The following is a 14312-nucleotide window of genomic DNA, read 5'->3' as shown; positions in this document are numbered from 1 at the left end:
TTATAAGTATAATTAGTATGACCAATTTGGATAATATTATAATGCGAATGATAACAAGGGGAGAGACTACTTATGTAGCGCCGAAGGAGCAAGCAGAAATGTGAATCTCTCAGGCAAAAGAACTCTTGTAGGACGCAGCTCTGGAGAGCGCTGCTAGCTTTAAGCAGCCACCAAAGGGGAAAGCCTTTTTAGGTAAACTTTCAGGTGCAAGGACAGAGACCTTCTTACGTTTCATAGGAGGTTTCTGTCCTTTTTTATATTATCCATTGAATAATTTGCGCCAAAGATTGAAGGAGGATTAAGAATGTCTGAATTAAAACGAACTCCACTTTTTGATGTGTATAAAGAATGGGGAGGAAAAACCATTGATTTTGGAGGTTGGGCACTGCCGGTCCAATTCTCTAGCATTAAAGAAGAGCATGAAGCTGTTCGCTCATGTGCAGGATTATTTGATGTTTCCCATATGGGTGAAGTAGAAGTAAAAGGCACTAATAGCTTAGCATTTTTACAAAAAATGATGACTAATGACATTTCAAAAGTAAAAAATGGAGGTGCCCAGTACACCGCCATGTGTTATGAAAATGGCGGTACTGTTGATGACCTGCTTGTATATAAGATTGAAGACAATCATTACCTTTTAGTAGTAAACGCATCAAATATTGAAAAAGATTACAAATGGCTTGAAGACCATTTAACTGGTGATGTCTCTTTAGAAAACTTATCGGAAAAAACAGCACAGCTGGCTATTCAGGGACCACTTGCGGAAAAAGTATTGCAAAAGCTTGCGGGAGATAATGATTTAAGCCAAATTGGCTTTTTCAAATTCCAACAAGATGTAATCCTAAATGGGAAAAAGGCACTTGTATCAAGAACTGGTTATACTGGTGAAGATGGCTTTGAAGTGTATTGCGATGCAAAAGATGTTGTGGACCTTTGGAGAGACATTTTAACTGCAGGTAAAGAAGATGGAGTAATCCCATGTGGATTAGGGTCACGCGACACACTTCGCTTTGAAGCAGTTTTAGCGCTTTATGGTCAAGAACTATCTCCAGAAATTTCACCACTTGAAGCTGGAATTGGCTTCGCTGTGAAATTAAACAAAGAAGATGACTTTATCGGGAAACAAGCGTTAATCCAACAAAAAGAAAAGGGCTTAACAAGAAAATTGGTTGGAATCGAAATGATTGATCGTGGGATTCCACGTCATGGCTACCCTGTATATAAAGGTGATCAGTTAATTGGTGAGGTTACAACTGGAACGCAATCACCCACCTTAAAGAGGAATATTGGTCTTGCCCTGATCAATGCAGAATTTGCGGGTCTTGAATCCGAAGTTGAAGTTGAAATTCGCGGCAAACGTTTAAAAGCTACTGTAGTTCCAACACCTTTTTATAAAAAAGAAAAGAAATAACAGAAGGGAGTTAGGTTTATGAAACATCGCTATTTACCTATGACTGAACAAGATAAGAAGACTATGCTTGAGGCAATTGGTGTTTCCTCTATTGATGAACTGTTTAGCGATATCCCTGAGAAAGTAAGATTTAAGGGTGAGTACAATATAAAAGCGGCAAAGTCTGAAACAGACTTAATGAAAGAGCTTTTTAAGATGGCTAGTCGGAACGCTGACCTGAAAAGAAACGTATCTTTTATAGGTGCAGGTGTTTATGACCATTACATGCCTGTAATTGTCGACCATGTTATTTCTAGATCAGAATTTTATACAGCTTATACACCTTATCAACCAGAAATTTCACAAGGTGAACTTCAAGCTATCTTTGAATTCCAAACCATGATTTGTGAGTTAACTGGAATGGATGTTGCCAACTCATCGATGTATGATGGCGGAACTGCTCTTGCTGAAGCAGCAATGCTTAGTGCAGGCCATACCAAACGAAAAACGATAGTCGTATCCAGTGCTGTACATCCAGAATCACGTGATGTTCTAAAAACTTATGCAAAGGGTCAGTACCTCAATGTGATTGAAGTGCCAGTCAAAGATGGTGTAACAGATCTTGACGCATTAAAAGGACTCGTTAATGAAGATGTTGCAGCCGTTATCGTCCAATATCCAAACTTCTTTGGGCGAGTCGAGCCGTTAAAAGAGCTTGAGGAAATCATTCATGCAAATAAGTCCATGTTTGTTGTTTCAAGTAACCCACTGTCCCTTGGGGTATTAACACCTCCAGGTAAATTTGGTGCTGACATCGTTATTGGTGATGCGCAGCCGTTTGGGATCCCAACTGCCTTTGGCGGACCGCACTGCGGATATTTTGCAGTCACTACTAAGTTAATGCGGAAAGTTCCAGGCCGTCTTGTTGGACAGACAACGGATGACCAAGGGCGCCGTGGTTTTGTCTTAACACTACAAGCGCGTGAACAGCATATCCGTCGTGATAAAGCGACATCAAATATTTGTTCCAATCAGGCATTAAATGCACTCGCTGCATCTGTAGCGATGACCGCTCTTGGTAAAAAAGGTGTCAGGGAAATGGCTGCGGCCAACTTGCAAAAAGCTCATTATGCGAAAAATGCTTTCAAGGAAGCCGGCTTTGAAGTTGTTTATGATGGCCATTCCTTCAATGAATTCGTTGTGAAATTAACTAAGCCTGTAAAAGAGATCAACCAAAACCTTTTACAAAAAGGAATAATTGGGGGCTATGATTTAGGGCGTGATTATTCAGAACTGGCTAACCATATGCTGATTGCTGTAACAGAACAAAGATCGAAGGAAGAAATTGATACTCTAGTGAAAGAATTGGGGGATTTCCATGCATAATCAAGACCAGGCACTCATTTTTGAACTTAGCACACCAGGCCGCATCGGCTACAGCCTGCCGGAAATGGATGTACCGGAACTAGATCTCAGCGGTCTCCTTCCTGATGGTTACCTTCGTACAGAAGAGCCTGAACTTCCTGAAGTTTCGGAGCTTGATATTATGCGCCACTACACTGCCCTTTCGAGGAGAAATCATGGCGTCGATTCAGGATTCTATCCACTAGGCTCGTGTACGATGAAATATAATCCGAAAATCAACGAAAATGTAGCGCGTTTTAACGGATTTGCACATGTCCATCCGCTACAAGATGAAAGCTCTGTTCAAGGTGCTCTTGAACTTTTATACGATTTGCAGGAGCATTTAATCGAAATAACAGGTATGGACGAAGTGACCTTGCAACCTGCCGCAGGGGCTCATGGGGAATGGACTGGATTAATGATGATCCGTGCTTATCATGAGGCTAACGGTGATATGAACCGTACAAAAGTAATCGTCCCTGATTCTGCTCATGGTACGAACCCAGCTTCTGCTACGATTGCTGGTCTAGAAACAATTACCGTTAAATCAAATGAACATGGTCTTGTCGACCTTGAAGATTTAAGAAGGGTTGTTGGGGAAGATACTGCTGCATTAATGTTAACCAACCCGAATACGCTTGGACTATTTGAAGAAAACATTCTTGAATTGGCTGAAATTGTCCATGAAGCAGGTGGTAAGCTTTATTATGATGGAGCAAACTTAAACGCCGTTCTTTCAAAAGCAAGACCTGGGGATATGGGATTTGATGTTGTTCACTTAAATCTTCATAAAACATTCACTGGCCCACATGGAGGCGGTGGTCCTGGTTCCGGTCCTGTCGGGGTGAAGGCAGACCTTATCCCGTTCTTACCAAAGCCGATTATCACAAAGCAAGGCGAAGAATATGTCCTTGATTATGACCGCCCGCAATCAATTGGCCGTGTGAAGCCATATTACGGAAACTTCGGGATCAATGTTCGTGCTTACACATACATTCGCTCGATGGGACCAGATGGCTTAAAAGCGGTAACAGAGTACGCTGTATTAAATGCGAACTACATGATGAGAAGGCTTGCTGAATATTATGATCTACCATTTGATAGACATTGTAAGCATGAATTTGTACTCAGTGGAAGACGTCAGAAAAAATTAGGCGTTCGTACATTGGATATTGCGAAACGTCTGCTTGATTTTGGTTACCACCCACCAACCATTTACTTCCCATTAAATGTGGAAGAGTGTATTATGATCGAACCAACTGAGACCGAATCAAAAGAGACACTGGATTCGTTCATCGATATTATGATCCAAATCGCTAAAGAAGTGGAAGAAAATCCAGAAATCGTTCAAGAAGCACCACATACAACAGTGGTCGGCCGGATGGACGAAACAAAAGCAGCCCGTAAACCAGTTTTGAAATACCAAGAAGCTTAATAAATGGAAAGGTCAGATTCGAAAAATAATCTGACCTTTATCTTGTGTAGCAGTTTTTGAAATTAAAAAAGGCTCCGAATCCGGAACCTTTATTGATTTCTTATTTCTTAGCTTTTACTTTACCTGACCATTTTTTGAACCCGCCTTGTAGCTGAGTAAGGTCTCGATAGCCTTTTCGGTGTAAGAATTGGGCTGCACGTCCACTCCGCATTCCACTCTGGCAATACAAATATACTGGCATATCAGACCGGATTTCTTTCATACGCATTTTCATTTGCGACATTGGGATATTACGTGCTCCTAAAATATGGCCGCCTTCGAATTCGTTTGCTTCACGAACATCTATTAGTTGTGCCTTTCTGTACCCCGCACGGAACTCTTCTTCTGTTACCGTTTTAACAATTCTTTTCTGATAGAAAAAGGTAAAAACGGAATAAATGATAACTGATACAATGATGATTAATAATGGATAAAGTGAACTCAATTTCTTTTTGCTCCTTTCAAGCTTTCCTGCACTAGTATTTATTATATAAGTCAATCCGATAAAGATAAAGATGAATGCAAAAAAATCTTTTGATATTGCCTAAATAATTATAGCAGAAACATCTTATTTTGAATCTATATCAGATTTTGGTAGACTTAAACAAGAGATAATTATAAAAAAATGAGGTTTTAGAATGAAAAAAGAAGTTTGGCGTTTTATTGATACTGGAAATAGTTCACCATCTTTTAATATGGCTTTAGATGAAGCGTTACTCGATTGGCATAGTGAAGGGAAATTTCCTCCAGTGATTCGATTCTATGGCTGGGATCCGGCAACGCTATCAGTAGGTTATTTTCAAAAAGTAGAGAAAGAAATTGATATGGAAGCAGTCAAGGCACACCAATTAGGTTTCGTAAGAAGACCTACAGGAGGACGCGGCGTTCTGCACGAGCATGAACTTACCTATAGTGTCATCGTTTCTGAAGAACATCCAGAAATGCCTAATTCTGTTACAGAGGCATACCGTGTAATTTCTGAAGGGATTTTAAAAGGTTTTCACCATTTAGGACTTGAGGCATATTTTGCTGTCCCAAAAACAGCAGAAGAACGGGATGCTTTGAAAAACCCTCGCTCTGCTGTATGCTTTGATGCTCCAAGCTGGTATGAGCTTGTGGTGGAAGGAAGGAAGGTTGCCGGCAGTGCACAAACGAGACAAAAGGGAGTGATTCTACAGCACGGCTCCATTCTATTAGATTTGGATGAAGATAAGCTATTTAGTTTATTTAAATATCCAAGTGAGAGAGTTAAGGAACGAATGAGAAAAGCATTTAAAGATAAAGCGGTTGCTATCAACAACATTAGTCCAAGAAGAATTTCACTTGAGGAAGCAAAGGAAGCTTTTTATAAAGGCTTTGCTGAGGGTCTAAATATTGAGCTTGAACCTTATCAATTAACCGAGGAAGAACTAGCTTATGTTGAAAAGATTGCAAAAGATCGCTATGAAAGTGATGAATGGAATTTTAAAAGATAATTTGAAACGGCGAATTCGCCGTCTTTTTTTGTTGCCTTATCGATTAATGTAAAGAAGCAACCTGCGAAATTTGTTGAATTTTCCTGTTTTATGACGAAAATCTATTAAAAGCTATTGATTACTTTTAAATCTATTATTTCTTAAGTTTGACAAAATAATTATAGTTTGCTTAACATACAATATATAGTGGTGTCGAAAATATTTTCGGTACTATATATTGATATTTAGTTGATTTATTCAGGTGGGCTATGATAACCTAAAAATACAAACCAACTAGATATAGCGTAAACCTGCTAGATTTAGCACAATAGGTGGATTTTTATTAAGAAGGAGTTGTTCTAATGTCTGTAGTTTTTAGACAAACAATGAATATTGATTTTGAAAGGTTGAATGAGGATATTCAATTATTCCCCCAGGTGCATCCAGTTACCCCAGATATGAAAATAACTCACAAGGGTGTTTCTCGTTTGGTCATGTTGGACCGCTATACCTTTAAAGATACTGCAAAAATAACTCTTACAAACGGCGACTTTGTTGTTTTAACTATTAAAGAAGATCCGAAATTTCCAGCTCGTGGTCTTGGTTACATTATGGAAATAGACTGGGAAAAGAAAAAGGCGAAAGTTTTAGTCGAAGAGGAATTCAGGGGAGTACTCGATGATCCTGAAGAAGCTAGTACTGGTGTGATAGTCAGATCCTTAGATGTAATTGAGAAGCCTTTGGAGCTCTTCTATGAGCAAATTGCGAAGCGTAATGCTACTGGTCTTGCTTCTGTAGAAAAGACGGAAGAGAAGCGAAGAGAATGGACTGAAAGGTTTTATCAAGAGCTTGTTAACATGAACTTCATTCCAGCAGGTCGCGTTCTTTACGGAGCTGGGGCAGATACTGATGTAACATACTTTAATTGCTATGTGATGCCGTTTGTTCCTGACTCTCGTGAAGGTATCTCTGATCATCGTAAGCAGGTAATGGAGATTATGAGCCGAGGCGGCGGTGTTGGAACAAATGGCTCGACGCTGAGACCGAGAAACACACTGGCTAGAGGCGTGAATGGTAAATCATCTGGATCGGTTTCATGGCTGGATGATATTGCGAAATTGACTCATTTGGTTGAGCAAGGCGGATCAAGACGTGGAGCTCAGATGATCATGTTGTCCGACTGGCATCCAGACATTATTGAATTTATTATTTCTAAGATGCAAAATCCTAGAATTTTACGATTCTTGATTGAAAATACAAATGATGAAACGATTAAAAAACTTGCTAAAGACAAGCTAAAGTTTACCCCTCTAACTTTAAGGGAAACTGCAATGTACCAAGGAATTGTAAATTATAAAAACATTCCTGGGTTCGGTGGATTTGATGAAAACATTATCGCAGATGCAGAAGAGAAATTATTAACTGGCGGTAATTATACTGTCCACAATTCAGAGTTCCTTACAGGTGCGAACATCTCTGTCTGTTTAACAAAGGAATTTATGGAAGCTGTAGAAACCGATAGTGACTATGAACTCCGCTTCCCGTATGTTGAACAATATGATCAAGAGGAAATGGAGATTTACAACCAAGAATGGCATAAAGTTGGTGACGTTCGCGAGTGGGAAAAACAAGGGCATAAAGTACGAGTGTACAAAAAGTTCAAAGCAAAAGAACTTTGGAACCTAATCAATATTTGCGCGACCTACTCAGCTGAACCGGGAATATTTTTTATCGATAACGCAAACGACATGACCAATGCAAAAGCATATGGACAACAAGTTGTTGCAACAAATCCATGTGGAGAGCAGCCTCTCGCACCATTTTCCGTCTGTAATCTTGCAGCTGTCAATCTCGCTGAGATGGCTGATAAGGACACAAAAACTGTTGATTTTGAAAAGCTTAAGAAAACAGTAGCTGTGGGTGTACGGATGCAGGATAATGTCATTAACGCAACTCCATACTTCCTGGAAGAAAATAAAAAACAGGCTCTTGGTGAAAGACGTGTGGGGCTTGGAGTCATGGGCTTACATGACATGCTGATTTATTGTGAAACGAAGTATGGATCACCAGAAGGAAACGAACTCGTTGATCAAGTATTTGAAATAATTGCAACCACTGCATACAGAACTTCAATTGAATTGGCAAAAGAAAAGGGAAGTTTTCCATTCTTAACTGGTGAAACAACAGCAGATACCAATCGATTACGACAAGCCTTCATTGATACAGGATTTATGAAAAAAATGCCCGAAGATGTCCGCCAATCTATTTTAGAAAGCGGAATTAGAAATTCGCATTTACTAACTGTGGCACCAACTGGATCCACAGGGACCATGGTTGGAGTTTCCACCGGACTTGAGCCTTATTTCTCATTCTCTTATTTCCGTAGTGGACGCCTCGGTAAATTTATCGAAGTTAAAGCGGATATTGTGAAAGAATACTTGGATCAGCACCCAGAAGCAGATGAAAACAATCTTCCGCACTGGTTTGTTACATCGATGGAGCTTTCAACTGAAGCCCATGCGGATGTTCAATGTGTCATCCAGCGTTGGATAGATAGTTCTATCAGTAAAACTGTCAACGCACCAAAAGGGTATAGCGTAGAGCAGGTCGAAAAAGTTTATCAGCGTTTGTACCGCGGCGGGGCAAAAGGTGGAACCGTTTATGTTGATGGTTCACGTGATTCTCAGGTACTAACACTAAAAGCTGAAGAAAACACCAATGAGCAATTATCAATTTTTAATGAAAAACCGAAGCAGCATGTGGTCCTTGTTGATACAATCAGTGAACTTCGCTCAACAAGTGTAACGATCGGCTCTGAAGTTGGTAACACTTGCCCAGTCTGCCGGACTGGAAAAGTAAAAGAAATGGGTGGCTGCAATACCTGTGCAAACTGCGGTGCTCAATTAAAATGTGGTTTATAATACGTATTTTTTAGAGGGGGAGAAAATCCCCCTTTTTTTGTATTATCAAGGTCAATATCCGTTCCTGAAAGTTACACTATACTGCATTAAATGATGCATATTTTGCTAGTTGAAGTAGAACGAAGTCGAAAATTGTAATATAACTGTAATCTACCTGTTACGTCCATGTTACTCTTTTTTTGTATATTATGAGTAACGAAGCACACAGGGGGATTAAACAATATGTTGAAAAAAATCATTGCAACCGTGGCTATGACAATTATTCTAAGTTCATTGTTTACCACTATGGGTGATAAAGCGGAGGCGGCCTATTACCATACAAAAGCAATCTCAGTAGCAAAAGCAAATCTTGGCGTTCCATATAGATGGGGTGGATTAACACCTAAAGGATTCGACTGCTCTGGTTTGGTTAAGTATTCTTACGGTAAGGCTGGAAAAGTATTGCCACGGACGGCAGCTGATATGTACTACAAGCAAGGATATCGTGTTAGTTCTTTACAAACAGGAGACTTGATGTTCTTTGCACCGAATAAGGCAAGCAGACCTACTCACGTTGCGATTTACATTGGTGGCGGAAAAATGATTCAAGCTGCATCTTCAAAAGGAGTTTCAATCGCTTATACAAGCAACAGTTACTGGAAACCAAGATACATAGGAGCAAAGCGATTTTAATGAAAAGTTAAGCGTTTTCAATATTGTTATTGACCAAGAACATCGTTTAATGACGATGTTCTTTTTTATATATAATAAATTTTCTACTTGTCCTTGGTACTATTTATTAAAATAACCGCTTAAAGATGTAAAAACGAGTACATCTTTGGGAGTGGCTGCCATGTATATAGACGGCGTTTTTTCTGGAGGAGGAATAAAAGGGTTTGCACTTATTGGAGCCTGCGAAGAAATAGAAAGTAAAGGTTTGCGATTTGTCAGAGTGGCGGGAACGAGTGCAGGATCGATCGTTGCAGCATTAATTGCCGCTGGCTACACAAGTAAAGAAATCTTCCAATTGGTCGACGAGTTGGATCTCTCAAAAATAATGGATGCCCGCAAATCAATTATCCCTTTCCCTTTTGCAAAATGGCTGTATGTCTATTGGAAGCTAGGACTTTATAAAGGCAATGAACTTGAAAAATGGATTTGTAAGAAACTTGAAGCCAAAGGGTTAAGAACATTCGCTGATTTGCCACCGAAGGCACTTCGAGTAATTGCATCAGACCTATCAAATGGGCAAATGATTGTTTTACCTGATGACTTACAAAGATACGGCATTTCACCTGGTTCATTTCCAATCGCAAAAGCGATTAGAATCAGCTGCAGTATCCCATATTTCTTTGAACCTGTTAAAATGCGTACAATGGATGGAATGAACATTTTAGTTGATGGTGGGGTCCTAAGCAATTTTCCAATGTGGCTTTTTGATAAGGAAAATGCACAAAAGGTAAGACCTGTCCTCGGTATTAAATTAAGTCCAAGTGAATATGAAACTGAAAAACATAAAATAAAAAATGCGATTCAACTATTTGGAGCCCTATTTGAGACGATGAAGGATGCACACGATTCTAGGTACATTTCTAAAAAACATGTAAAGAACATTATCTTTATACCGACCGAGGGTGTGTTATCAACAGAATTCCATTTAACAGAGGAGAAGAAACATGAGTTGTTCGATCTAGGAAAAGAGAGAGCAAAACAATTTTTGAAGACATGGGGATACTAATACGGATTACACTAGGGTAAAAAGAAAATCGAGCGCCTATAGAGACGCTCGATTTTTCTTTTTACCCTTTTTGCCGTCGATAACAGTTAAGTGAGCAGGAGATTTCTTTTTGGTCATGTTGCTCTTCTTTAATGATGCTAGCGTCCCAAGAGAGGAGGTTTTTACAGTTGAGTCTCCACCCTTTTGCTGTAATCGTTTTTTTGATTTTTTGGCGGCTTTAAGAAATGCACGCTGCTCTTTTTTCTGAGGGTTTGATTTGGAAAACTTCCGTACTAGGAAATAAACGGCTAGAACAATCAATGCGATGACAGCTATTCTCTGAATGAAACCGGCCGGATTAGCTGTAAATGAACCAACAAGGCCAAGTAAAGCAAGAATGATAAGTCCCCCAACAACAACATTAACAAATGTCCGATTTTTCAAGAAAGCCACCTCCCTAAGAGCATCTTAAGCATTTTTTTATTCTTTTAAACACGATAAAACAAGAATTTAGACAATTTCTTCGCTTTTGACCGAGTACTCAGATTCCTTTTCTCTTCTTAATAATTCGTTAAAAGAAAGTATTGCCACTTCGACTTGATCATTTTGTGGTTCCTTCGTTGTTATTAGTTGCAGCCAAAGACCAGGATAACCTAGATACTTTAAAACTGGAATATCTTTAAGTTTATTAGTTAATTGAAGGATTTCAAAAGCAATACCCAAAACCACAGGAATTAAGAGGAGCCGGTCGGCCACCCGTAACCAAAGCGGAGTTGAAGGTACCAGCATATAGACAAAAACACCAACAAAGACTGTAAACAGGATGAAACTACTGCCACAGCGGTAATGCAGACGGGAATGAGCCTGCACATTTTCAACGGTTAACTCAACCCCAGCTTCAAAGGTATTAATTACTTTATGTTCGGCGCCATGATATTGAAACACCCTTTTTATCAATGGAGTAAGTGAAACAAAATAAATATAGGAAATTAATAAAATTAGTTTAAAAAAACCTTCCACTAACACTTGAGCAAAATGCGATGGAAAAATTGGTTTTGTCAAAACTGCAAGGAACACAGGGATCAGCGTAAAAGCAAATTTACCAAATAAAAATGAAATCACACCAATTGCAGCAACACCAAGGTACATTGTCAATTTAGAGACTTCTTTTTCTTTTATAATTTCATCTTCTTTTGGATCAACATCAAATCTTTCCGTCGAGAAGTTTAAATGTTTCGATCCATTTGCACTCGACTCAATAATCGCGATTATCCCCCGCAGAAACGGGATTTTCTTTAGGATTGTAAAATAAGGATTTGCTTTACGAGGCAAATGAAAATATTCAACAGATTGATCCTTCCTGCGTACCGCGGTAACATAATGATGTTTTCCGCCAAACATAACACCTTCGACAACCGCTTGGCCGCCATAAACGGGTTTTTGAGAATTGGACATATACTTTACACCAACCTAATCTATAGTTGCACAACAGCTGAAAGATAAAATCTGTATGTACTTAATTCTATTCTACTAGAAAAACAAAAAAACCTCTAGGAATGACATAATATTTCCAATTAAAAAGTTTTTTTATATGAAAGGGATTGAATACCAAAGGACATAATAAGAAATGGAATTTATTATGGCCTTTTGTTGTCCCAATTAAAGGACAGCATATCAAGCATATATAACAGCAAAAAGGGCACTTCCCGAATAAACAGAAAGTAAACGGAGGTTGTTACAATGGCGATTGAGAAGAAACTAGGAAATTATCCTAAGCCCATGTCCTTTTCGGTAATGGTATTTTGGACGGGTTTATTTGGAGGTCTGTTTTGGGGATTGATTGGCTTCATAGCGTCCTACTTAAGTTTTACTGAAATCCGTCCCAATGTCATTCTAGAGCCATGGGCACTAGGGCATTGGAAATACGAATGGCTGGGGACCGTCATATCCATTATTTTAATTGGAATATGTTCCGTGGTAGCAGCATTTATTTACTATGCAGTGTTGAGAAAATTCACAGGGTTTTGGTTTGGACTTGGCTATGGAATTATATTGTTTTTGGTGGTGTTCTTTATTCTAAATCCACTCTTTCCAAGTATTAAACCATTTTTTGATTTAAAAAGAGATACGATCATTACATCCATTTGTATTTATATCGTATATGGAATCTTTATTGGATATTCCATAAATTATGAGTATCAAAATAATAACGAGCAAGTGAAAGAGGAGTCCTCCTAAGTTACGATTAGTCGGATGAAGTAGGTTGTGATAAAATATTTTTGTCCTCATATGGATTTGAAAAGGAGAGTGGAGAGCAATGGAAAAAATAGAAAAACTAAGATCTAATTTTTCAACACTTGGAATTGATGGAATTTTGATCACTAGCCCATATAATCGTCGCTATATTTCAAACTTTACTGGCTCTGCTGGTGTAGTTTTAATTAGTGCGGAAAAAACTTTGTTTCTTACGGATTTCCGCTATATTGAACAAGCGACTAAACAATGCCAAGGTTTCGAGATTATAAAAATAACCGGAACGATTCCTGAAGAAGTGGCACAACAAGTGAAGAACCTTGGAATTCAAAAGCTGGGATTTGAAGAGGATTTTCTAACATACTCCTCCTTTAAATTATATGATAATGAAGTTGACGCTGAACTTGTTCCGCTTTCTGGTGCAATCGAAAAGTTACGCTTGATAAAGACTGATGCAGAGATTAAGATATTAAAGGTAGCAGCTGATATTGCTGATGCTGCATTTAAACATATTTTAGACTTCATTGGTCCTGGAAAAACTGAGTTAGAAGTATCGAATGAGTTAGAGTTCTTTATGAGGAGAGCTGGTGCCACTTCCTCTTCATTTGATACAATCGTTGCTTCTGGTCATCGCTCAGCACTTCCACATGGTGTTGCTAGCGATAAGGTAATTGAAGCAGGGGACATTGTAACAATGGACTATGGCTGTTACTACAATGGATATGTTTCTGATATTACGCGGACTATTGCGATTGGAGAGCCAGACGCAAAGCTTAAAGAAATTTATGATGTTGTACTTGAAGCCCAATTACTTGGAATGGCTGGAATCAAACCAGGTTTGACAGGGAAGCAAGCAGATGCAATAACACGAGACTACATAACAGAAAAAGGTTATGGTGAATACTTTGGTCATTCAACCGGGCACGGTATCGGACTTGAGATCCATGAAGGCCCTGGTCTATCGATGAAGTCTGATGTAATATTAGAACCTGGAATGGTAGTAACATGTGAGCCGGGTATCTATATCCCAGGTCTAGGCGGCGTTCGGATTGAAGATGATACATTGATTACAAAGGACCATAACGAAGCACTCACACATTCTACAAAAGAACTAATTATACTGTAATGATTTTTTAGGAGGATCTTAATATGATATCTGTAAATGATTTTAAAACAGGATTAACAATTGAAGTGGATGGCGGCTTATGGCGTGTCCTTGATTTCCAACACGTAAAGCCAGGTAAAGGAGCAGCCTTTGTTCGTTCCAAGCTTCGTAACCTTCGTAATGGAGCAATTCAAGAAAAAACATTCCGTGCAGGTGAGAAAGTAGAGAAAGCTCAAATCGATAACCGTAAAATGCAATATCTTTATGCAAGCGGTGATAATCATGTATTTATGGATATGGAATCTTACGAGCAGGTAGAACTTCCTGCTTCAAGCATAGAGTATGAATTAAAGTTTTTGAAAGAAAATATGGAAGTACAAATTATGATGTTTAATTATGAAACTCTTGGAGTAGAATTACCAAACAATGTAATTTTAGAGGTTGCTGAAACAGAACCGGGTATTAAGGGGGATACGTCTTCTGGCGGTACCAAGTCAGCTACCCTTGAAACGGGTCTTTCTGTTCAGGTTCCTTTCTTCATCAATCAAGGGGATAAGTTAATTATCAATACGACTGATGGATCATACGTGTCACGTGCATAATTAGTTCAAAGCC

The 14312-nt window shown here is 38.9% G+C and carries 13 protein-coding genes and 2 riboswitches; of the genes, 10 read left to right on the top strand and 3 right to left on the bottom strand.

Features of this window, described 5'->3' with window-relative positions:
• The first annotated feature begins 47 nt into the window (after positions 1-47).
• Positions 48-135, top strand: a riboswitch (glycine riboswitch).
• Positions 136-138: 3 nt separating this feature from the next.
• Positions 139-218: riboswitch (glycine riboswitch) on the top strand.
• A gap of 86 nt (positions 219-304) precedes the next feature.
• From gcvT to gcvPB, 3 genes are read left to right on the top strand one after another with little or no spacing between them, the layout of a single operon-like run.
• The gene (gcvT, locus tag AB7942_RS06855; protein WP_369446287.1) at positions 305-1411 is read left to right on the top strand and encodes a glycine cleavage system aminomethyltransferase GcvT; all 1107 of its coding nucleotides are present in this window, start codon (positions 305-307) and stop codon (positions 1409-1411) included.
• Positions 1412-1429: 18 nt separating this feature from the next.
• On the top strand, positions 1430-2776 hold the full coding sequence (gene gcvPA / locus AB7942_RS06850; protein ID WP_215010706.1) for an aminomethyl-transferring glycine dehydrogenase subunit GcvPA: 1347 nt from the start codon (positions 1430-1432) through the stop codon (positions 2774-2776).
• Positions 2769-4229, top strand: coding sequence for an aminomethyl-transferring glycine dehydrogenase subunit GcvPB (gcvPB, locus tag AB7942_RS06845; RefSeq protein WP_088088955.1), 1461 nt, complete (start codon positions 2769-2771; stop codon positions 4227-4229). The genes gcvPA and gcvPB overlap by 8 nt, the downstream gene beginning before the upstream one ends.
• A gap of 100 nt (positions 4230-4329) precedes the next feature.
• Here the strand turns inward: gcvPB and AB7942_RS06840 are convergent, their stop codons facing one another.
• Positions 4330-4713, bottom strand: coding sequence for a rhodanese-like domain-containing protein (locus tag AB7942_RS06840; RefSeq protein ID WP_369446286.1), 384 nt, complete (start codon positions 4711-4713; stop codon positions 4330-4332).
• Positions 4714-4906: 193 nt separating this feature from the next.
• Here AB7942_RS06840 and AB7942_RS06835 point away from each other — a divergent pair, with 193 nt between their 5' ends.
• From AB7942_RS06835 to AB7942_RS06820, 4 genes are all read left to right on the top strand, one after another.
• Positions 4907-5743, top strand: coding sequence for a lipoate--protein ligase family protein (locus AB7942_RS06835; RefSeq protein ID WP_335712682.1), 837 nt, complete (start codon positions 4907-4909; stop codon positions 5741-5743).
• Between the two features lie 341 nt (positions 5744-6084).
• A complete protein-coding gene (locus tag AB7942_RS06830) occupies positions 6085-8643 on the top strand; it encodes a vitamin B12-dependent ribonucleotide reductase (RefSeq protein WP_369446285.1) in 2559 nt (852 codons plus the stop codon).
• A 222-nt stretch (positions 8644-8865) separates the two neighbouring features.
• Complete coding sequence (locus tag AB7942_RS06825; RefSeq protein WP_369446284.1) at positions 8866-9315, top strand: C40 family peptidase; 450 nt, start codon at positions 8866-8868, stop codon at positions 9313-9315.
• A 160-nt stretch (positions 9316-9475) separates the two neighbouring features.
• On the top strand, positions 9476-10360 hold the full coding sequence (locus tag AB7942_RS06820) for a patatin-like phospholipase family protein (RefSeq protein WP_088088950.1): 885 nt from the start codon (positions 9476-9478) through the stop codon (positions 10358-10360).
• A 36-nt stretch (positions 10361-10396) separates the two neighbouring features.
• On the opposite strand, the gene AB7942_RS06815 is transcribed toward AB7942_RS06820, so the two are convergent.
• Both AB7942_RS06815 and AB7942_RS06810 read right to left on the bottom strand, forming a co-directional pair.
• A complete protein-coding gene (locus AB7942_RS06815) occupies positions 10397-10792 on the bottom strand; it encodes an SA1362 family protein (protein WP_369446283.1) in 396 nt (131 codons plus the stop codon).
• Positions 10793-10849: 57 nt separating this feature from the next.
• Positions 10850-11794, bottom strand: coding sequence for a DUF1385 domain-containing protein (locus AB7942_RS06810; RefSeq protein WP_215010712.1), 945 nt, complete (start codon positions 11792-11794; stop codon positions 10850-10852).
• Positions 11795-12079: 285 nt separating this feature from the next.
• Between AB7942_RS06810 and AB7942_RS06805 the strand changes: the two genes are divergently transcribed.
• The 3 genes from AB7942_RS06805 to efp all read left to right on the top strand — a co-directional run bounded on the left by AB7942_RS06805 (position 12080) and on the right by efp (position 14299).
• Positions 12080-12577, top strand: a complete 498-nt coding sequence (locus tag AB7942_RS06805) for a YqhR family membrane protein (protein WP_369446282.1) — start codon at positions 12080-12082, stop codon at positions 12575-12577.
• Between the two features lie 79 nt (positions 12578-12656).
• Positions 12657-13718, top strand: a complete 1062-nt coding sequence (locus AB7942_RS06800; protein WP_369446281.1) for a M24 family metallopeptidase — start codon at positions 12657-12659, stop codon at positions 13716-13718.
• A gap of 23 nt (positions 13719-13741) precedes the next feature.
• Positions 13742-14299 (top strand): elongation factor P, encoded by a 558-nt coding sequence (efp, locus tag AB7942_RS06795; protein ID WP_088088945.1) that lies wholly within the window; start codon positions 13742-13744, stop codon positions 14297-14299.
• Positions 14300-14312: the final 13 nt, after the last annotated feature.

It is taken from the genome of Neobacillus sp. BF23-41, assembly GCF_041106275.1.
Note: the sequence above shows the minus strand (reverse complement) of the source record. Positions and strands in the feature narration are given on the sequence as shown.

What these genes read in the sequence shown, in the direction of transcription:
- AB7942_RS06835 (WP_335712682.1), top strand. Translation starts at nt 4,907, where the DNA reads ATGAAAAAAGAAGTTTGGCGTTTTATTGATACTGGAAATAGTTCACCA.
- AB7942_RS06805 (WP_369446282.1), top strand. Translation starts at nt 12,080, where the DNA reads ATGGCGATTGAGAAGAAACTAGGAAATTATCCTAAGCCCATGTCCTTT.
- gcvPA (WP_215010706.1), top strand. Translation starts at nt 1,430, where the DNA reads ATGAAACATCGCTATTTACCTATGACTGAACAAGATAAGAAGACTATG.
- AB7942_RS06810 (WP_215010712.1), bottom strand. Translation starts at nt 11,794, where the DNA reads ATGTCCAATTCTCAAAAACCCGTTTATGGCGGCCAAGCGGTTGTCGAA.
- AB7942_RS06830 (WP_369446285.1), top strand. Translation starts at nt 6,085, where the DNA reads ATGTCTGTAGTTTTTAGACAAACAATGAATATTGATTTTGAAAGGTTG.
- efp (WP_088088945.1), top strand. Translation starts at nt 13,742, where the DNA reads ATGATATCTGTAAATGATTTTAAAACAGGATTAACAATTGAAGTGGAT.
- AB7942_RS06800 (WP_369446281.1), top strand. Translation starts at nt 12,657, where the DNA reads ATGGAAAAAATAGAAAAACTAAGATCTAATTTTTCAACACTTGGAATT.
- AB7942_RS06820 (WP_088088950.1), top strand. Translation starts at nt 9,476, where the DNA reads ATGTATATAGACGGCGTTTTTTCTGGAGGAGGAATAAAAGGGTTTGCA.
- gcvPB (WP_088088955.1), top strand. Translation starts at nt 2,769, where the DNA reads ATGCATAATCAAGACCAGGCACTCATTTTTGAACTTAGCACACCAGGC.
- AB7942_RS06825 (WP_369446284.1), top strand. Translation starts at nt 8,866, where the DNA reads ATGTTGAAAAAAATCATTGCAACCGTGGCTATGACAATTATTCTAAGT.
- gcvT (WP_369446287.1), top strand. Translation starts at nt 305, where the DNA reads ATGTCTGAATTAAAACGAACTCCACTTTTTGATGTGTATAAAGAATGG.